This is a genomic window from Pseudorhodoferax sp. (genome assembly GCF_047601025.1).
Lineage (GTDB): Bacteria > Pseudomonadota > Gammaproteobacteria > Burkholderiales > Burkholderiaceae_C > Pseudorhodoferax.
Window position 1 is genome coordinate 2,633,478 of the sequence record NZ_JASGJZ010000001.1, and the last position, 18,363, is coordinate 2,651,840.

Annotated in this window: 14 protein-coding genes; 2 read left to right on the plus strand and 12 right to left on the minus strand. The window is 71.8% G+C overall.

The annotated features are described in order from the left end of the window. Positions 1 to 73: 73 nt before the first annotated feature. From QM782_RS12465 to bfr, 6 genes are all read right to left on the minus strand, one after another. A complete protein-coding gene (locus QM782_RS12465) occupies positions 74 to 751 on the minus strand; it encodes a Fe2+-dependent dioxygenase (RefSeq protein ID WP_415203228.1) in 678 nt (225 codons plus the stop codon). Between the two features lie 16 nt (positions 752 to 767). Continuing rightward, entirely contained in the window at positions 768 to 2,987 is a 2,220-nt protein-coding gene (locus QM782_RS12470) for a catecholate siderophore receptor Fiu (RefSeq protein ID WP_415203229.1), read from the minus strand. 445 nt (positions 2,988 to 3,432) lie between these two features. Further along, positions 3,433 to 4,827, minus strand: a complete 1,395-nt coding sequence (locus tag QM782_RS12475) for an efflux transporter outer membrane subunit (protein ID WP_415203230.1) — start codon at positions 4,825 to 4,827, stop codon at positions 3,433 to 3,435. An 11-nt stretch (positions 4,828 to 4,838) separates the two neighbouring features. Then, positions 4,839 to 6,827, minus strand: coding sequence for a MacB family efflux pump subunit (locus tag QM782_RS12480; RefSeq protein ID WP_415203231.1), 1,989 nt, complete (start codon positions 6,825 to 6,827; stop codon positions 4,839 to 4,841). Further along, positions 6,827 to 8,344, minus strand: coding sequence for an efflux RND transporter periplasmic adaptor subunit (locus tag QM782_RS12485; RefSeq protein ID WP_415203232.1), 1,518 nt, complete (start codon positions 8,342 to 8,344; stop codon positions 6,827 to 6,829). The genes QM782_RS12480 and QM782_RS12485 overlap by 1 nt, the downstream gene beginning before the upstream one ends. Positions 8,345 to 8,491: 147 nt before the next feature. Beyond that, positions 8,492 to 8,968: a bacterioferritin gene (gene bfr, locus QM782_RS12490; protein WP_415203233.1), complete on the minus strand. Its 477-nt coding sequence runs from the start codon at positions 8,966 to 8,968 to the stop codon at positions 8,492 to 8,494. A gap of 249 nt (positions 8,969 to 9,217) precedes the next feature. On the opposite strand from bfr, the gene ahpC reads away from it, so the two are divergent. Both ahpC and ahpF read left to right on the plus strand, forming a co-directional pair. Further along, positions 9,218 to 9,781 carry an alkyl hydroperoxide reductase subunit C gene (gene ahpC, locus QM782_RS12495; protein WP_415203234.1) on the plus strand — a complete coding sequence of 188 codons (564 nt, stop codon included), beginning with the start codon at positions 9,218 to 9,220 and terminating at the stop codon, positions 9,779 to 9,781. 98 nt (positions 9,782 to 9,879) lie between these two features. Next, entirely contained in the window at positions 9,880 to 11,436 is a 1,557-nt protein-coding gene (ahpF, locus tag QM782_RS12500) for an alkyl hydroperoxide reductase subunit F (RefSeq protein ID WP_415203235.1), read from the plus strand. A gap of 45 nt (positions 11,437 to 11,481) precedes the next feature. Here ahpF and QM782_RS12505 read toward each other — a convergent pair whose 3' ends face one another. The 6 genes from QM782_RS12505 to QM782_RS12530 all read right to left on the minus strand — a co-directional run bounded on the left by QM782_RS12505 (position 11,482) and on the right by QM782_RS12530 (position 18,363). Then, positions 11,482 to 12,651 carry a YncE family protein gene (locus QM782_RS12505; RefSeq protein ID WP_415203236.1) on the minus strand — a complete coding sequence of 390 codons (1,170 nt, stop codon included), beginning with the start codon at positions 12,649 to 12,651 and terminating at the stop codon, positions 11,482 to 11,484. A gap of 45 nt (positions 12,652 to 12,696) precedes the next feature. Next, complete coding sequence (locus QM782_RS12510) at positions 12,697 to 12,996, minus strand: DUF3325 domain-containing protein (RefSeq protein WP_415203237.1); 300 nt, start codon at positions 12,994 to 12,996, stop codon at positions 12,697 to 12,699. Further along, the gene (locus tag QM782_RS12515) at positions 12,993 to 14,606 is read right to left on the minus strand and encodes a PepSY-associated TM helix domain-containing protein (protein WP_415203238.1); all 1,614 of its coding nucleotides are present in this window, start codon (positions 14,604 to 14,606) and stop codon (positions 12,993 to 12,995) included. Before QM782_RS12515 ends, QM782_RS12510 begins: the two co-directional genes overlap by 4 nt. Continuing rightward, on the minus strand, positions 14,603 to 14,899 hold the full coding sequence (locus QM782_RS12520) for a DUF3649 domain-containing protein (protein ID WP_415203239.1): 297 nt from the start codon (positions 14,897 to 14,899) through the stop codon (positions 14,603 to 14,605). The genes QM782_RS12515 and QM782_RS12520 overlap by 4 nt, the downstream gene beginning before the upstream one ends. 14 nt (positions 14,900 to 14,913) lie before the next feature. Further along, positions 14,914 to 17,334: a TonB-dependent siderophore receptor gene (locus tag QM782_RS12525; RefSeq protein WP_415203240.1), complete on the minus strand. Its 2,421-nt coding sequence runs from the start codon at positions 17,332 to 17,334 to the stop codon at positions 14,914 to 14,916. Positions 17,335 to 17,433: 99 nt separating this feature from the next. Then, positions 17,434 to 18,363, minus strand: a complete 930-nt coding sequence (locus tag QM782_RS12530) for an alpha/beta hydrolase (RefSeq protein WP_415203241.1) — start codon at positions 18,361 to 18,363, stop codon at positions 17,434 to 17,436.

Below are 18,363 nucleotides of genomic sequence, written 5' to 3' on the forward strand. Positions count from 1 at the left end.
TTATAAATACGAACTCCTCGCATTCATCAACAATGTCCGACACGCCGGCGGCCTTTCTCGCCGGTGGGGGACTTCAGGTGAGCGCCCAGGCCCGGAGCAGATTGTGGTAGAGGGCCGTCAGCGCGAGGATTTCTTCGGAGTCGCCGTGGCGCGCGCGCAGCTTCTGGAGGGCCTGGTCGAGTTCGAGCAGCATGCTGCGCTGGCCGTCGTCCCGCACCATGCTCTGCAGCCAGAAGAAGCAGCTGACGCGGGCGCCGCGCGTGACCGGCTCCACGCGGTGCAGGCTGGTGGACGGGTACAGGATCAGGTCGCCGGCCGGCAGCTTCACCTCGTGCGTGCCGTAGGTGTCGGCGACCACCAGTTCGCCGCCGTCGTAGTCCTGCGGGTCGGTCAGGAACAGCGTGCAGGACAGATCGGTGCGTAGGTTCTCGCCGTCGGGCAGCACCTGGACCGCGCCGTCCACGTGCATGCCGTAGCGGCCGCCGCCCTGGTAGCGGTTGAACAGCGGCGGCACGAAGCGCTGGGGCAGGGCCGCCGCGCGGAACAGGCTGCTGCGCGCCAGCGCCTGCAGCACCTGCCGCCCCAGCGTGCGCGCCAGCGGGCTGTCGGCCGCCAGCTGCTGGTTGTGCTTGACGCCGGCACCCTGGGCGCCGGCCGTCGCGCGGCCGTCCACCCAGTCGGCGGCGTCCAGCGCCGCGCGCATGTCGCGCACGGCCTGCGCGTGCAGTACTTGCGGGACGTGCAGCAGCATGGCGCGGCGCCTGCGGTCAGAACTGCAGCTTGGCCGTCAGCACCGCCGAGCGCGGCGTGCCCACCGTGGCGCGGTTGCCGGCGTTGTTCACGCGCGCCAGGTAGAACTTGTCGGTCAGGTTGTAGACGTTCAGCTGCAGCGACAGGTTCTTGTTGACCTGGTAGCCCAGCATCGCGTCCAGCACCGTGTAGCTCGGGATCTGGGGGAAGAACGCGACGGCCGCCGTCGTGGTGGAGCGGGCCTGCGTGTCCACGTAGCGCGCGCCGCCGCCCACGGTCAGCCCGAACGGCAGCTTGTAGGTCGACCACAGCGTGGCCGTCAGCTTGGGCGAGTAGCGGACCGTGGCCCCGGTGGTGGTGCCGGTGCGCGAGCCTTCCAGGATCTTGGCGCTGGTGCTGGCCAGGCCGGCGATGATCTGCCAGGCCGGGGTGATCTCGCCGATCGCGCTGAGTTCGAGGCCCTGCACGCGGGTCTTGCCGAACTGGTCGATGGCGCCGGTCACCGGGTCGGCGACGCCCAGCTCGTTGGTGTTCTCGGTGCGGAACAGGGCCGCCGTCAGCGCCAGGCGGTTGTCCAGCACGTCCCACTTGGTGCCCAGTTCCACGGTCCGGGCCTTCTGCGGGTCCATGTTCGGATTGTTGGAGTTGCCGGCCGTGCCGGACAGCGCGAAGTCACTGCCGGGCGGCTTGGCCGAGGTCGCGTACGCCGCATAGATGCTGCCGTTCGGCGCGGGCTTGTAGACCAGGCCGACCTTGCCGGTGAACAGGTTGTCGGAGTCCGACAGGCTGGTCGCCGCGGTCGTGCTGCCGGTCGCCGGCAGGCTCAGGTACTCGGTGCGGTAGTGCTCCCAGCGCAGCCCGCCGTTGATCTGCCAGGCCGGGCTGAGCTTGATGGTGTCGAACAGGTACAGCGCGGTGGTCGTGACCTCGCCCGCGGTGCGGGCGCCGGTCGCGGTCACCGGCACCGCGGGGCGGTTGATGTCCGGGTGGTACAGGTTGACCCAGTAGTTGCCGGAGGGAGCCGCCCTGCTGCCCGTCGACTGCTTCTCCCGCGACAGTTCGAGTCCGCCGCTGAAGCTGTGCTGCAGCCCGCCCAGCGTCAGGTCCGCGGTGACGTTGGTCTGGTTGGCGAGCACCTCGTTGCGCTGCAGCTTGCCCTGGGGCAGCACGCGGATCAGCCAGGTCGACGGGTCGGCGAGGTCGACCGGATCGATCCCGCTGCCGAACACGCCGGTCAGCACCTGGTCCTGCTTGGTGCGGCCCCAGCGCGTGATGTTGCGCAGCGTGACGCCGGGCGCCAGGTCGTGCTCGACCCGCGCCGTGAACATGTCGGCGTCCACGTTGTCGTGGTCGGAAGCCCAGCCGTAGAAGTTGCTCTTGTCCACCGGGGCGGCGTTGCCGCCGATGGCGCTGAGGTAGTAGCCCGGCAGCCCGAGGGTCGGGTAGCCGCCGTCCGGCCGGTTGCGCTGGTTCATGTGCAGGTACGAGAAATACGCCCGCGTCGGCGTGTTCAGGCCCAGCGCCAGCGAGGGCGCGAAGCCCCAGCGCTTGTTCTTGACCTCGTCGCGGTCGACGACGCCGCTGTCCTGCGCCATCAGGTTCAGGCGCACGGCGGCGGAGCCCGATTCGTTCAGCTTGCGGTTCAGGTCCAGCGTGGCGCGCTTGTGGTCGCCGCTGCCCAGGCTGACCGAGGCGTTGGCGTCGTTCTCGGCGAACGGGACCTTGCTCTGCAGGTTGATGTAGCCGGTCGGCGAGCCGCGGCCGATGTCGGTGCCGGCCGGCCCCTTGACGATCTCGACCTGCTCGATGTTGAACACGTCGCGCGAGATGCTGCCCACGTCGCGGATGCCGTCCACGAAGATGCTGCCGGCCGTGTCGAAGCCGCGCATGAACACGGCATCGCCGGTGGCGGTGTTGCCGTTCTCGCCCATCTGCAGCGTGATGCCGGGCGTGTTGCGCAGCGCGTCGGTCAAGGTCGTGGCGGCCTGGTCCTGCAGCACTTCCTTCTTGATGACGGTCACGGTCTGCGGCGTGTCTACCAGCGGCTGGGTGAACTTGGGCGAACTGGCCCGCTCGGGCTTGTAGTCGTCCGGACTGGCCTGGACCTGGACCTCGCGCAGCGTTCCGGCGCTCTGGGTGGGCGTGGTCTGGGCGGCGACGGGCAGGGCGATGGCGACCAGCGTGGCGGCCGCGGCGTTGCCGGCGCGCGGATGCTTGCGGCTCTTGATGTAGGACATGGGTGCTCCCTCCGTTGGATCTGCATGGGGGTCCATGGCTGGCTGGCGCAGATCGGCGCGGCGTGGAAGCAGGCCGGGAGAGCGGTGGCGGGCTAGGGCGTGCGCGACCGCCTGCCATCGGCGGCGTTCGGCCGGCGGATGGTAATTATTCTCATTAGATGATTCCAGTGATCCGTTGCGTAATCGCAACGAACCGGCTCGAACCCACTCAGAAGGCGTGGATGAATCGATCGCATCCCCGACGGGATGCGGCTGGCCGCGGGCGTAGGCGCAAGCCGCCGCCCTGGCTGATGCCAGGGCGAGGACTGCCAGGGCGAGGACTGCAACGCCCGCATGCGGCCTGGCGCATCCCGGCCCACAGGGCGAGGCCCGTGGAGCACGCGTGGTGCGAGAAGCAGGCGGTCATCGGGCCGCGCGTGGGTGAGCGCGGTTCGTTCACCCCTTCTCAGGAGTCGGGCCGCATCCAGCCTCCGCCCAGCGCCTTGTAGAGGTCCACGGCCGATGTCAGCCGCGCCAGCCGCTGCTGCGCCAGGCTGTCCTGCGCCGAGAACAGCGTGCGCTGGGCGTCCAGCATGCTCAGCAGGTCGTCCACGCCCTCGCGGTAGCGCAGCTCGGCCAGCTGCAGCGAGCGCCGGGCCTCGTCGCGGATCGCCTGCTGCGCCTGTTCCTGGTGGCGGTTGCGGGCGATGCTGGACAGGCTGTCCTCGACCTCCTTCAGCGCGGCGTGGATGGCCGCGCGGTAGCTCTCGACCAGCACGCGCCGCTGCGATTCGCTGGTCAGCACCTGGTTGCGCAGCCGGCCGCCGTCGAACAGCGTCTGCGCGATGGAGCCGGTGAGTCCCAGGCTGAAGGTCGGGTTGGCCAGCGACAGCAGCGCCGTGCTGGCCAGGCCGGCCGAGCCCGACAGCTGGATGCTGGGCAGCAGCGCCGCGCGCGCGGCGGCCACGTTGGCGTCGGCCGCCTGCAGCGCGGCCTCCGCGGCGGCCAGGTCGGGCCGGCGCAGCAGCAGTTCGGACGGCAGGCCGGGCGCCACGGCCGGCACGCTCAACGCGTCCAGCGGCATGCCGGCGACGGCGAAGCCCTGCGGCGCGCGGCCCAGCAGCAGCGCCAGCGCCGTCAGCGTCTGGCGCTGCTGTACCTGCAGCGGCTCGATGGCCGCGCGCTGGCTCAGCACCGTGGTCTGCTGGCGCGACAGGTCCAGCGCCGAGGCCGCGCCGTTGTCGTAGCGCGCCTGCACGACCTTGAACACGCGCTCGGCGATCGCCAGGTTCTCCTGCGCGATGGCCAGCCGCACGCGCAGCGCCAGCACCTGGAAATAGGCGTTGGCCACGGCGCTCGTGACCGACAGGCGGGCGCTTTGCTCGTCGTAGCGGCTGGCCGCCAGCGACGCCCGGGCGCTGTCCACGCCGGCCGCGAGCCGGCCCCACAGGTCGATCTCGTAGCTGGCCGACAGCGACAGGCCGCTGCTGCCCGCGCTGCTGCCGCCGCTGCCCGGGGGATCGCTGTAGCGCTCGCCCGTGCTGGCGCCGCCGGACAGCGCGGGGAACAGCGAGGCGCCGGCGCTGCGTACCGCCAGCTCCGCCTGGCGCACGCGCTCGGCCGCGATCGCCAGGTCCGCGCTGCCGGCCAGCGCCTCGTCGATCAGCACCGCCAGCTCTGGCGCGTCGAAGGTGTTCCACCAGTCCGGCTGCAGCGCCTGCACGCCGGCCGGCGCCTCGGAAAAGCCGGCCGGCAGCACCGGCGCCTGGCGCGGCGGCTGCGCCGGCGGCATGGCGCAGCCGGCGGCCAGCAGCGTCAGCAGCACGGCGGCGGCACCGCGCGGGAAGGGCAGGGCAGTCATGGAGAGCGCTTTCATTCGGAAGACAGGGCCACCACCGGATCGAGCCGCGCCGCCTTGCGCGCCGGCAGCCAGCCGAACACCAGGCCGGTGGCGAAGGCGCAGCCGAAGGCCAGCAGCACCGGGGCCGGCGAATACCGGATCGGCGTGCCCAGGGCCTCGATGACCGCCGCCGTCACCAGGCCGCCGACCACGCCGATGGCGCCGCCCAGCGCCGAGACCACCACCGCCTCGATCAGGAACTGCTGCAGGATGTTGCGCTCGCGCGCGCCGGTGGCCATGCGGATGCCGATCTCGCGCGTGCGCTCGGTCACCGACACCAGCATGATGTTCATCACGCCGATGCCGCCGACCAGCAGCGAGATCGCGGCGATCGAGCCCAGCAGGATGGTCATGGTGTTCTGCGTCTGCGCGCTGGCCTCCAGGATCGAGGCCATGTTGCGGATCTGGAAATCGACCACGCCGTGGCGCTCCAGCAGCAGCCGTTCCACGTCGGCCTGCGTGGCGTCGATGCGCGAGACGTCGTCCACTGCCACCGTCACGTTGCGCAGGAAGCGCTGGCCCGACAGGCGCAGGCTGCTCGTCGCGTAGGGCACGAACACCACGTCGTCCTGGTCGCTGCCCATGGGCGAGGCGCCGCGCTCGGACATCACGCCGATGACCTGGAAGATCAGGTTGTTGACCAGGATGTACTGGCCGAGCGGGTCGGCGCCGTCGGCGAACAGCGCATGGGCCACCGTCTGGCCGAGCACCGCCACGGTGGCGTAGTTCTCCTCGTCGTCGGCGCTGAAGAAGGTGCCGCGCGCCACCGGCCACTGGCGCGCCAGCGGGAACTTGGACGAGGTGCCGGTCACGCTGGTGCTGTAGTCCGCGCTGCCGTGGCGCACCGTCACGCTGCTGGACTGCTCGGGCACGGCGGCCAGCACGTTGGGCACGGCGTCGATGGCCTGCACGTCGGGCAGCACCAGCGTGGCCGTGCTGTTGAAGCCGCGCTGGTTCGGCGCGCCCGGGCGCACCAGCAGCAGGTTCGAGCCCATGGCGCTGATGCGGTCGATCACGGCCTGCTTGGCGCCGTCGCCGATGGCCAGCATCGCGATCACCGAGCCCACGCCGATCACGATGCCCAGCAGCGTCAGCACCGAGCGGAAGACGTTGGCGCGCAGCGAGCGCAGCGCCATCTTGGCGGCCTCGACCACGTCGCCGACGAAGGTGCCGCCGCCCCGGTGCGGCTGCGGCGCGAACGCGGTGTCCTGCGGCGACCGGTCGGCCCGGCCGCTGTCGGACAGGATGCGGCCGTCCTTGATCTCGATCAGCCGGTGCGCGTGGTCGGCCACCTCGCGCGCGTGCGTGATCAGGATCACCGTGTGGCCCTGGGCCGACAGCTCGGCCAGCAGCGCCATCACGTCGGCGCCGCTCTTGCTGTCCAGCGCGCCGGTGGGCTCGTCGGCCAGGATGATGCGCCCGCCGTTCATCAGCGCGCGGGCGATCGACACGCGCTGCTGCTGGCCGCCGGAGAGCTGGTTGGGCCGGTGGTGGTGGCGGTCGCCCAGGCCCAGGCCGTCCAGCAGCTGCAGCGCGCGCGCATGGCGCTCGGCGGCCGGCATGCCGGAGTACATGGCCGGCACCTCCACGTTCTCGGCGGCGCTGGCGGTCGCGATCAGGTGGTAGCTCTGGAACACGAAGCCGAAGTCGTCGCGGCGCAGCAGCGCCAGCTCGTCGCGGTCCAGGCGCGAGACGTCGCGGCCCAGGAAGCGATAGCAGCCCGTGGTCGGCCGGTCCAGGCAGCCCAGGATGTTCATCAGCGTGGACTTGCCCGATCCGGACGCACCCATGATGGCGACGAACTCGCCTTCGCGGATCGTCAGGTCGATCCCGTGCAGCACCTGCACCGACAGGTCGCCGTTGGCGTAGGTCTTGGTGACGCCCTCGAGCGCGATCAGCGGCGCGCCCGGCGGGACGGCCGCGGCGGGCGGCGTGAGCGCCGGGTCCTCGGCGCGCTTCATCAGCGCGGGCCTCCGGGGGGCATCATCGGCGCGCCGCCCTGCAGGCCGGAGCGCTGCTGCCCCGTTCCGCCACCGCGCGCGCCCGAGGCGCCGGCCGTCGGCAGGCGCTGGCCGGCGATCACCTCGTCGCCCTCGTCCAGCCCGGCGAGGACCTGCACCTGCACGCGGTTGCTGATGCCGACCTCGACGCGGCGCTCCTCCACCTGGCCCGCGGCGTCGATCACGCGCACCGTGGCCTGGCGCGGGCCGCGCTGGGCCGGCCCGGCCGGGCCGGCCAACCGGCCGCGGCCGGCCGGCTCGGCCGCCTCCGCGGCAGGCGTGCCGCCGGCCTCGCGCTCGCGGCGGCGCTGCTCGAAGAAGACGCGGCGCTGCGCCTCGTCCATCTGGGCGATCTCGGCCCGCAGGCGCTCGCGGTCCGGTGCCTGTGCCTGTGCCTGTGCCTGTGCCGGGGCGCCCGGCGCCTGCGCGCCCGCCGCGGAGGCGGCCGTGGCGGCCGGCCCCGCCGCGCTGCCGGGGGCGGCCGGGCGCCGCGGCCCGCGCGGCTGGCTCTGCACGGCGGCGGCCGGCACCAGCAATGCGTCGCGCGCCTGCGCGGCGATGAAGAACACCTGCGCGGTCATCGAGGTCATCAGCCGCTGGTCGGCGTTCGGCACGTCGAACAGCGCGTTGTAGAGCACCACGTTGTTGGTGACCGTGGGCGTGGGCTCGACCTTGCTCAGCTGCCCGTACCAGCGCTGCCCCTGGCTGCCGAGCGTCGTGAAATACACCGGCATGCCCACGCGCAGCTTGCCGACGTCGGCCTCGGACACCTGGGTCTGCACCGTCATCGTCGACAGGTCGGCCACGCGCAGCAGGATGGGGGCGGACTGGTTGGCGTTCAGCGTCTGGCCCTGGCGTGCCGTGATCGAGACCACGGCGCCGGAGATCGGCGCATAGATCCGTGCGTAGTTCAGGTTGGCCTCGCTGGCGCGCAGCGTGGACTGGGTCTGCTCGATCGAGGCCTTCTGCGCGGCCAGCTGGGCCTCGGCCGAGCGCAGGTTGTTCTCGGCCGTGCGCAGCGCCTCGGTGGTCGTGGCGTCGGCCGCCATCAGGTTCTTCTGGCGCTGGTGCTGGTCGCGCGCCAGCACCAGGGCGGCCTCGCGCACCAGCAGCGTGGCCTGCAGGCTGCGCAGGTTGGCGCGGCCGGCGTCCACGTTGGCCAGCAGCACCGTCGGGTCGATCTCGGCCAGCAGGTCGCCCTGCTGGACGATGGAGCCGATCTCCACGTGGATCTTCTTGAGCTGGCCGCTGACCTGGGCGCCGACGTCCACGTAGTCGCGCGGCTGCAGCGTGCCGGTGGCCGTCACCAGGTCCTCCAGGTCGCCGCGCTGCACGCGGGCGATCTGGTATTGCTCACGCGGATTGGCGGGCTGCAGCCAGTGTTTCCAGCCGAGGTAGGCGCCGCCGGCCAGCAGCGCCAGAGCCAGCAGCAGGCCGGCGACGCGCGGCCACGGGGAGGTGGTGTTCGAGGGAGCCAAGATCGGTGCGCAACAGCGGACGAAGAAAAGCCGGCAGTGTGCAGTCGCTGCCGGCGCCGTTGATGTGCATTGTGTTGCGCGAATGTGGCGCTTGGGTAAAGCCGGGCCTCGCGCGCCACGGCGCGGCCCGCTGCCGGGCGGCGGTGGTCAGTCGCCGTCGCCCATCTGGCTCTGCAGGTAGTTCTGCACGCCGACCTTCTGCACCAGGTCGATCTGGGTCTCCAGGAAGTCGATGTGCTCCTCGGTGTCGTCCAGGATGTCCTGCAGCAGGTCGCGCGAGACGTAGTCGCGCACGCTCTCGCAGTGGGCGATGCCGTCCTTGATCGTCGCCTGGGCGGCATATTCCATCTTCAGGTCGCAGTCCAGGATCTCGGGCACGTCCTCGCCGACCATCAGCTTGCCCAGGTCCTGCAGGTTCGGCAGGCCGTCGAGCATGAAGATGCGGTCCATCAGCTTGTCGGCATGCTTCATCTCGCCGATGGACTCCGCGTACTCCTTCTTGGCCAGCCGGGGCAGCCCCCAGTGCTTGAGCATGCGGTAGTGCACGAAGTACTGGTTGATGGCGGTCAGCTCGTTCTTCAGCTGGGCCTGCAGGTGGGTGATGACTTGGGGGTCGCCTTGCATGGGGGAATCCTTTCTTGTGTTGGTGTGACGTGGATCAAGGCGGGCATTGTCCCGGCCTTGCCCCCCGGCGCCAACCAATGCCCCCGGGCTCGCGCTGTGGCTGCGGCTGACACTGATAGGCGTTCGCGGTGCGCGCGCATTGGCTTTTTCAATCCGGGTGATATGGCCAATCCATTGGCCGAATGGTGCGCGGCGGAGTTAAGCTCACGGCTTCGCTTCACCCATCCTCCCTCTCAAGGAAAGAAGACCATGTCCGTGATCAACACCCAAATCAAGCCCTTCAAAGCCCAGGCCTACAAGAACGGCAAGTTCATCGAAGTGACCGACGCCGACGTGAAGGGCAAGTGGGCCGTGTTCTTCTTCTATCCCGCCGACTTCACCTTCGTCTGCCCGACCGAACTGGGCGATGTGGCCGACCACTACGAAGAACTGCAGAAGCTGGGCGTCGAGGTGTATTCCGTGTCCACCGACACGCACTTCGTGCACAAGGCCTGGCACGACGCCTCCGACACGATCAAGAAGATCAAGTACACGATGCTGGGCGACCCGACCTGGGAAATCAGCAACAACTTCGAAGTGCTGCGCCCCGGCCAGGGCCTGGCCGACCGCGGCACCTTCATCGTCGATCCGCAGGGCGTGATCCAGGCCGTGGAAATCACGGCCGAAGGCATCGGCCGCAACGCCGCCGACCTGCTGCGCAAGGTCAAGGCCGCCCAGTACGTGGCCTCGCACCCCGGCGAAGTCTGCCCCGCCAAGTGGGAAGAGGGCGCCAAGACGCTGGCCCCCTCGCTCGACCTGGTCGGCAAGATCTGAGCGCGGCCGCGTGAAGAAAGCCTGGGCATGCCCGGGCTTTTTTTGAAGCCCGCCGATCATGGCTATTGAATTTAACTGACTGATAGGAATTGACAATCATGCTGGATGCCAACCTCAAGACGCAACTGAAGGCCTACCTGGAACGGGTGAGCCAGCCCATCGAGATCGTCGCCTCGCTGGACGAGAGCGCGGCGTCCGGCGAACTGCGTTCGCTGCTGGCCGACATCGTGGGCCTGACCGACAAGATCACGCTGGTCGAGCGCAGCGACGACGGCGAGCGCAAGCCCTCGTTCCTGATCACCAACCCCGGTGTGAACACCGGCCTGCGCTTCGCCGGCCTGCCGCTGGGCCACGAGTTCACCTCGCTGGTGCTGGCGCTGCTGCAGGTCGGCGGCCATCCGTCCAAGGCGCCGCAGGAGGTGCAGGACCAGGTGAGGAACCTGGAGGGCGAGTTCCACTTCGAGACCTACTTCTCGCAGTCCTGCCAGAACTGCCCGGACGTGGTGCAGGCGCTGAACCTGATGGCCGTGCTGAACCCGAACATCACCCACACCGCGATCGACGGCGCGCTGTTCCAGGCCGAGGTCGAGGAGCGCCAGATCATGGCCGTGCCGACGGTGTTCCTGAACGGCACCTCGTTCGGCCAGGGCCGCATGGAGCTGGAGGAGATCGTCGGCAAGCTCGACAAGGGCGCGGCCCAGCGCGAGGCCGCCCGGCTGACGGCGCGCGCGCCCTACGACGTGCTGATCGTCGGCGGCGGCCCGGCCGGCGCGGCGGCGGCCGTGTACGCGGCGCGCAAGGGCATCCGCACCGGCGTGGTGGCCGAGCGCTTCGGCGGCCAGGTGCTGGACACCATGGGTATCGAGAACTACATCTCGATCAAGGAGACCGAGGGGCCGAAGTTCGCGGTCGCGCTCGAGGAGCACGTCAAGGCCTACGACGTGGACATCATGAACCTGCAGCGCGCCGAGGCGCTGGTGCCGGGCGACGGCCTGGTCGAGGTGAAGCTGGCCAACGGCGGCTCGCTGAAGGGCCGCAGCATCATCCTGGCCACCGGCGCGCGCTGGCGCAACATCAACGTGCCGGGCGAGCAGGAGCTGCGCAACAAGGGCGTGGCCTACTGCCCGCACTGCGACGGCCCGCTGTTCAAGGGCAAGCGCGTGGCCGTGATCGGCGGTGGCAACTCCGGCGTGGAGGCCGCGATCGACCTGGCCGGCGTGGTCGGCCACGTCACGCTGATCGAGTTCGATGCCAAGCTGCGCGCCGACGAGGTGCTGCAGCGCAAGCTGCGCAGCCTGGCGAACGTGCAGGTCATCGTGAACGCGCAGACCACCGAGATCACCGGCGCGCAGAAGGTCGACGGCCTGGTCTACAAGGACCGCGCGAGCGGCGAGAGCCACCGCGTGGACCTGGAGGGCGTGTTCATCCAGATCGGCCTGGTGCCCAACACCGACTGGCTCAAGGGCACGGTGGAGCTGTCCAAGCACGGCGAGATCATCGTGGACGCGCGCGGCCAGACCTCGGTGCCCGGCGTGTTCGCGGCCGGCGACGCGACGATCACGCCGTACAAGCAGATCGTGATCGCCGCCGGCGAAGGCGCCAAGGCCGCGCTGAGCGCGTTCGACCACCTGATCCGCACCTCGGCGCCGGCGTGACGGCGCGGCCCGCAGCGGCGGGCGGCCCGCCGCTGCGGCCGCCCGTCAGAACCGGATGCGCGCCACGCTCTCGTTGCCGCCCTTGGGGTCCTTCTCGCCGTTCTTGACCGTCACGTAGAGCACGTTGCGCTGCGCGTCCAGCGCCAGGCTGTTGGGGTGCGTGGGCAGCGGGATGGTCTGCAGCAGGGCGTTGCTGCGGGTGTCGAAGACCGTCACGGTGCCGGCGCCGCGGTTGGTCACGTACAGGCGCTGGCGCGGCTCGTCCAGCAGCAGGGCGACCGGGCCCTCGCCCGTGGGCAGGCTGGCCAGGGCCTTGCCGGTGGCCGGGTCGAGCGCCACGACCTGGTTGCCCGTGCCGCGGCGCTGGTAGCTGGCCAGGCCGCCGGCCTTGGCGCGCATGCCGTCCATCATCTCCATGCCCTGGTCGGTGGCCAGCACGCGCCTGCCGCCCTGGTCGACCACGAGGTTGAGCAACTGGTCGCCGGCCGCCGTCTCCACCTTGGCGACGGCCAGCGTGCGCGTGTCGACGGTGAACAGCTGGCCCTGCGAGTTGGACACGTAGAGCTTGCCGCCCCGGGTGTCCAGCGCCACGCCGGTGGCGACGAAGCCGAAGCCGGGCAACACCTTCTCGACCTGCAGCGTGCGCGTGTCCACCACGTACAGCGCGCTGTCCTTGAACGTCAGGCCCGGGGCGTAGAGCCGGTGGTTGGCCGCGTCCACCACCATCTCGCGGAAGTTGTGCGGGTAGCGCTCGGCCTCCTTGCCGTCGGGGCCGGTGACCTTGGCCTTCTGCGCCAGCTGCGCCACGCCCACCACCTTGTTGGTGGCGGTGTCGACCACGGTGATGGAGCCGTCGTTGGTGTTGCCCACGTAGAGGCGGTTCGCGGCGTCGTCCAGCGTGGCGCCGAAGCCCTTGCGCTCCAGCGGGATCTCGGCCTCCACGGCCAGGGTCTCGGGGTTCAGGCGCAGCACCTTGGACGGCGCGGCGGTCGGACCGAAGCCGCCGGAGGAGACGACGAACACGGCGTTTTGGCGGGTGCTGTAGGCCAGCTCGTAGAGGCCCTGGGCCAGCGCCTGGCGCGTGACGCTGGCCTGGCGGGCGGCCTGCTGCGCCGGCGCGGAGGCGGCGGGGCCGCCGCCCTGCTGCGCGGCGCAGCCCGCCAGCGCGGCGGCCACGGCCAGGGACAGCAGGGAAAGGGACTTCAAGGGTTGCATGGTCATGCCTTCTTCAGGGGGAGGAAACGGGAAACGAAAACGGGATCAGCGCGCGGCCGGCCGGCGTGCGCGCCAGCGGTTCCACAGCACCAGGGCCGCGAACACCAGGCCCGCGGCCGCGCTGGTGTGGCCACTGTAGGCCACCAGGCCCAGGCCCCAGCCCTGGGCGGCCACGGCCCGCCACAGCGCGGCGGCCAGCAGCGCCCAGCCGAGCACGCGCAGCGCCCGGCCGGCGCGGGCCGGCAGTTCGCGGCCGAAGACGTCCTGCTGGTGCCTGTCCATGGCCAGCGCCAGGGCGCCGAAGCCTGCCGTGCAGAGCAGCAGGAGCGTCCAGTGGACCATCATGCGCCTCCTCGCGCCGGCAGGCCGCCGGCACGCACGGGCCGCGCCTGGCGCACCGGCCGTACGGTGGGCTGGTGGCGCATCGTGCGCACGGCCAGCACCGCGTGCAGGGCGGCCAGCGCCAGCAGCGTCAGCTCCAGGCCGGCGAACACCCAGTCGCCGTTCGCCAGGCTGCGCCACAGCGGCCGGCCGGTGGTCAGGGCCGTCAGCACCGGCAGCAGCGCCAGCGCCGCCGCGCCGGCCCACAGCAACTCGATCCAGGCCCGCCGGGCGGGCCGCAGCACGGCCCAGGCCAGCGTGCCGGCCCAGAGGATGAAGAACACGTGGATCTCCCAGTCCGCGCGCCGGGCCAGCCCCAGCGGCAGCAGCCGGTTGGCCCACAGCATGCCGGCCATCGCGACCGAGAGGCCCGCGATGGCGGCGATGTTCAGCCGCTCCACCAGCCGGAAGCCGAAGTACGGCCGCGCGGGATCGGGCAGCCTGGCGCGGCGCTTGACGGTCCACAGCACCAGGCCCGTGCCCACCATGGCCGTGCCGGCCAGGCTGACCAGGAAATACAGCCAGCGCGTGACGGTGTCGGCGAAGCGGCCCAGGTGCAGCCCGTACAGCACGCCCTGCGTGGTGGCGGCCGGGCCGGACGCGTCCTTGGCCTGCAGCAGCGCGCCCGACACGCCGTCGAACATCAGGTACTGCGGCGTGGTCGAGATGCGCTGGGCCTGCTGGCGCGCCACGATCACCCGCGCCTGCGCGTCGCCCGCGAGGTTGACCTGCACCGTGCCCACGCCGCCCGCGCCCCAGCGCTGCTCGCCCTGGTGCACGAAGCCGGCCAGCGGCAGCAGCGGCGCGGCCTGGCCGGCGGGCTTGCCGGGCGGCAGGAAGAAGCGCATCTCGGTGGTCGCCGCCATCCGCTCCGGGGGCGTGAGCGCCTGCAGGCCCCAGGGCATGTACATCACCATCAGCGTGACCAGCCCGCTCCAGGTGATCATGAAGTGGAAGGGCAGGCCGAACACCGACAGCGCGTTGTGCGCGTCGAGCCAGCTGCGCTGCCCCTTGCCCCAGCGGAAGGTGAAGAAGTCCACGAAGATCTTCTTGTGCGTGATGACGCCGCTGACGATGGCCACCAGCATGAACATGGCGCACAAGCCCGCGATCCAGCGGCCCCACAGCGGCGACATGTAGTGCAGGTTGAAGTGGAAGGCGTAGAAGAAGTCGCCGCCGCGGGTGTCGCGCGCGTCCAGCTGCGCGCCGGTGGCGGCGTCGAACACGCCGTTGGCGAAGCCGCGGCCCCGCGCGCCGCCCTGCTGGCCGGGCGGCAGGCGCCAGAAGGCCGAGGCCGTCGGGTTGCGCGGCGTCGGCAGCGTGACGCTGAGCTGCGGCGCGCCGGGCGCCTGCGCCAGGATGGCGGCGGCCACGCGCTCGGCCGTTCGGCCCGCGTCCGGCAGGGCCTGTGCGGCCGGCAGCTCGGGGCGCATGTAGCGCGAGATCTCCTCGCGGAAATAGCTCACCGTGCCGGTGAGGAACATGGCGTAGAGCACCCAGCCGGCCAGCAGGCCGACCCAGATGTGCAGGTCGGACATGGTCTGGCGGATGCCGCGCGGCTGGACCTGGCTCATGCCGGCGCTCCCCGCCACACGGTCCACGCCGCCGCCAGCAGCGGCAGCGCCACGACCAGCAGGCCGACCCAGGCGCGCGTGGCCGAGCGCACGGCGAACACCCAGACGGCGGCGCCGGCGTAGACCAGGAAGCTCGCCAGCATGCCGGTGAACACCGCCTCGGAGGCGCGCAGCGGCAGCGCCAGCGCGGCCACCGAGGCCAGTGCGGCGAGCGCGTAGCCGCCGAACAGCGCGGCCACGACGCGCGAGGCGAGCGGTCCCCAGGCCAGGATCTTGGACATCGGTGCGTTCATGGCATGGGCAGGCGTCAGAAGTCCACCGAGGCCGACAGCAGGAAGGTGCGCGGCGCCCCCGTGCCGCTGGCCAGTGATCCGGCCCAGTAGGCCTTGTTGGCCACGTTCTGGACCGTGGCGCGCAGCGTGACGGGCCGCGCCGCCACCCGCAGCGCGTAGCGCGCGCCCAGGTCGAACACCGTGCGGCCCGGCACCCACAGCGAGTTGTCCGCGTTGATGTACTGCCGGGACATCGAGACGGCGTTGCCGGTCAGCGTCAGCCCCTGCACGGCCGGCATGTCCCACTCCACGCCCAGCTTGCCCTGCCAGCGCGGGAACGCCGTGGCGTCGCGGCCCTCGTTGGCGCCGCCCTGGGTCCTGGTCAGCTTGGCCTGGGTGTAGGCGATGCCGCCCAGCAGCCGCAGCCCGTGCGCGGGCTCGCCGAAGAAGCCGAGCTCGACCCCGCGGTTGCGCTGCTCGCCGCCGAAGGAATAGAGGGTGGTCACCGGGTCGGTGAGGGCGCTGGGCCGCGTGATCTGGAACAGGCTGAGCGTGGCGCCGAAGCCGCCCAGGTCCATCTTCAGGCCCACCTCCTGCTGCTTCGTCTTGTAGGGCGGGAACACCTCGCCCGCGTTGGCGGCGGTGGCCGGGGCGGTGGCGCCCTGGCTCAGGCCCTCGATGTAGTTGCCGTACACCGAGAGCCGGTCCGTGGCCTTGACCAGCAGCGCGGCGGCGGGCGTGGTGGCGCTGGCCTCGTAGCGCGCCGTGCGCGCGCCGGTGCCGGCGTCGAAGGTGTCGCTGACCACGCTCTGGCGGCGCACGCCCAGCGTGAGCTGCACCCGGCCCTGCGCGAACGAGAGCGTGTCGGCGACGCCGTAGCTGGTGGTGCGCAGCGCGCCGGTGCGTGCCAGCGGAGCGTGGCTGTAGCTGGTGTCCAGGCTCGGCCCCCAGGCCGGGTCGTAGAGGTTGGTCACCCAGTCCCGGGCCAGCATGTTGCGCAGGAAGCCGAACTGGTTGTCGTGCTGGTAGTAGGTCGCCGTCAGGGCCAGCTCGTGGCCGACGCCGCCGGTGTGGAAGCGGGCGCGGACCCCGGCTTCCGCCGAATCCTTGTCGTAGATCGAGCGCTGGTGCGAGAAGTTGTTGCGGTAGTCGCCCTGGGCATTGAGGACGGTGTAGGTCGAGCTGGCCAGCGCGTCGAAGTCGGTCCGGCCGTGGCCGTAGGCGGCATAGGCGGTGAGGTCGTGCGTGACGTCCACCTCGCCGCGCAGCAGGACGGCCTGGTCCTTGGTGGTGCCGAAGGTCCAGTCCGGCGCCAGCAGCGTCTCGGGCCGGGGCGGCCGCGGCACGGCCACGCCGGAGGCCAGCGAGATGCCGCGGTTCAGGCCCCGGGTGTGGTCCTCGCTGGCGTACAGGTCGGCCGACAGCCGGACCCGGTCGGCCCGCCAGTCCAGCCCCAGCGCCGCCAGCTTGGCCGTCTTGGACTGGTGGTCCACCGCGCTGTCGCCGTCGCGCCAGACGCCGTTGAAGCGCACGCCCAGCTGCTTGTCGGGGCCGAAGCGCTGTCCCACGTCGGCATGGATGCCGAACTGCGCGTCCGAGGCGTAGGTCGCGGTCAGCCGGGCCAGCGGCTCCTCGCCGGCGTGCTTGGGCACCAGGTTGACGGTGCCGCCGACCGAGCCGCCCGGCGGCATGCCGTTGAGCAGCGCCGACGGGCCCTTGAGCACCTCGATGCGCTCGGCCAGCTCCGGCGTGACGCGGTAGTACGGGATCAGGCCGTACAGCCCGCCGTAGGCCACGTCGCTCTGGGACAGGCCGAAGCCCCGCAGCGTGAAGTTGTCCGACAGCATGCCGGTGGCGCCGTTGCTGAACACGCTCGGGTCGGTGAGGGCGATGACGCGGCTCAGCTGGTCGGCCTGGACGTTCTGGACGTAGGTGTCGGTGTAGCTGATCGTGTTGAACGGCGTCTCCATGAAGTCCTTGCTGCCCAGCAGCCCGAGCCGGCTGCCGCTGGCCACCTGGCCGCCCGCGTAGGCTTCCGGCAGTTCGCCGGCGCGCCCGGCCCCGGCCGTCACCGTCACGGCCGGCAGCGCCGATTCGCCGCTGCCCGCCTGCGGCGCGCGCTGCACCGTCAGCACCCCGTCCCGGAAGGTGCCGGCCAGCCCGCTGCCGTCCAGCAGCCGGTCCAGCGCCTGCTGGGCGGACAGCGTTCCCGCCACGGCCGGCGCCGTCCGGTCGGCCAGCAGCGCGGGTGCGGCCACCAGGGTGGTGCCGGTCTGGCGGGCCAGCTCGGCCAGCGCCTGGGCCAGAGGCAGGGCGGCGATGCGGATGGGCGCCGGGGCGCCTGCGCCCGCCGGCGACTGGGCCAGCGCCTGCTGGGCGCCGAGCGCCAGCAGCACGGCCAGCGCCAGCGGGGCGGGCCGGCAGCCGGGGGAGGACGGGCGGCGGGGAATGTGCATGCGATGCTGCTCCTGAAGGAAACCGGGTTTCATTGCAGGAGACGGATCACTGGGGGAAGTCCTGATGTGCCCGGCGAATTTCTCGGGGTGCGCGGGCCGCTACGGCGCGGCCGCGAAGCGCACCACGGCCGGCATCAGCGCGAACGGCATGGTGAGGTGGTCCTCGCGCTCCATCTCCAGGTACTGCAGCGCCTCGGGCGGCAGGCCGCGCCCGGCCAGCACGCCGCGCATGCGGCGCGCGCCGTCCAGCATGGCGGCCGTGCGCTCGGGAAAGCCCGGCAGTTCGTCGCGCGCCACGGCCAGCAGCACGCGCGCCCGGCCGGGGCCGGGACGGGACTGCGCCATGTCGGCGACCAGCCGCTGGCCGTCCCACCACAGCGAGGGGCTGATGGCCGCATAGCGCTGGAACGCCAGCGGCGAGCGGGCCAGCGCATGCAGCGCGAAGTAGCCGCCCAGCGAGTGCCCGGCCAGCGTGTGGCCGTCCGGCCGCAGCGGATAGCGGGCCGCGAGCGCGGGCCGCAGCGTTTGCACCAGGAAGTCCAGGAAGGCGTCGGCACCGCCCGGCTCCGCGCCCAGCTGGGCGCGCTGCGCGTGCGCCGGGCCCTCGCGTGGCACCGGCAGGAAGTCCCAGGTCCGGCGGGCCCCGTCCAGCTCCGCGTCGCCCGGATCGCCCACACCCACCACGAGCAGGGGTGCGGGCGGCCCGGCGGCCGCCCCGATGCCCGGGAACCGCGCCAGCATGCGCATGGCCTGCGCCGCCACGCCGAAGTAGGCGTTGCCGTCGAGCACCAGCAGCACGCCGTAGCCCTGCGGCGGCGCCTCGCCCGGCGGCCGGGCGACGAGGATCCGGTAGTCGCGCCCCGCGGCGGACCGCAGGCCGAACTCGCGCGTGCCGGCCAGGGCCACGGCGTGCCCCGTGTCCTGCAGGCCGGTGGGCGCTGCGGAAGCGGCGGGCCGGACCAGCCCCAGGCCGAACCCCAGGCCGCAGGCGCCCATGGCGCGGCGCGTCACCCCGGGGTGGCCGGCCAT

What these genes read in the sequence shown, in the direction of transcription:
- QM782_RS12465 (WP_415203228.1), bottom strand. Translation starts at nt 751, where the DNA reads ATGCTGCTGCACGTCCCGCAAGTACTGCACGCGCAGGCCGTGCGCGAC.
- QM782_RS12470 (WP_415203229.1), bottom strand. Translation starts at nt 2,987, where the DNA reads ATGTCCTACATCAAGAGCCGCAAGCATCCGCGCGCCGGCAACGCCGCG.
- QM782_RS12475 (WP_415203230.1), bottom strand. Translation starts at nt 4,827, where the DNA reads ATGACTGCCCTGCCCTTCCCGCGCGGTGCCGCCGCCGTGCTGCTGACG.
- QM782_RS12480 (WP_415203231.1), bottom strand. Translation starts at nt 6,827, where the DNA reads ATGAAGCGCGCCGAGGACCCGGCGCTCACGCCGCCCGCCGCGGCCGTC.
- bfr (WP_415203233.1), bottom strand. Translation starts at nt 8,968, where the DNA reads ATGCAAGGCGACCCCCAAGTCATCACCCACCTGCAGGCCCAGCTGAAG.
- ahpC (WP_415203234.1), top strand. Translation starts at nt 9,218, where the DNA reads ATGTCCGTGATCAACACCCAAATCAAGCCCTTCAAAGCCCAGGCCTAC.
- ahpF (WP_415203235.1), top strand. Translation starts at nt 9,880, where the DNA reads ATGCTGGATGCCAACCTCAAGACGCAACTGAAGGCCTACCTGGAACGG.
- QM782_RS12505 (WP_415203236.1), bottom strand. Translation starts at nt 12,651, where the DNA reads ATGCAACCCTTGAAGTCCCTTTCCCTGCTGTCCCTGGCCGTGGCCGCC.
- QM782_RS12510 (WP_415203237.1), bottom strand. Translation starts at nt 12,996, where the DNA reads ATGATGGTCCACTGGACGCTCCTGCTGCTCTGCACGGCAGGCTTCGGC.
- QM782_RS12515 (WP_415203238.1), bottom strand. Translation starts at nt 14,606, where the DNA reads ATGAGCCAGGTCCAGCCGCGCGGCATCCGCCAGACCATGTCCGACCTG.
- QM782_RS12520 (WP_415203239.1), bottom strand. Translation starts at nt 14,899, where the DNA reads ATGAACGCACCGATGTCCAAGATCCTGGCCTGGGGACCGCTCGCCTCG.
- QM782_RS12525 (WP_415203240.1), bottom strand. Translation starts at nt 17,334, where the DNA reads ATGCACATTCCCCGCCGCCCGTCCTCCCCCGGCTGCCGGCCCGCCCCG.
- QM782_RS12530 (WP_415203241.1), bottom strand. Translation starts at nt 18,363, where the DNA reads ATGGCCGGCCACCCCGGGGTGACGCGCCGCGCCATGGGCGCCTGCGGC.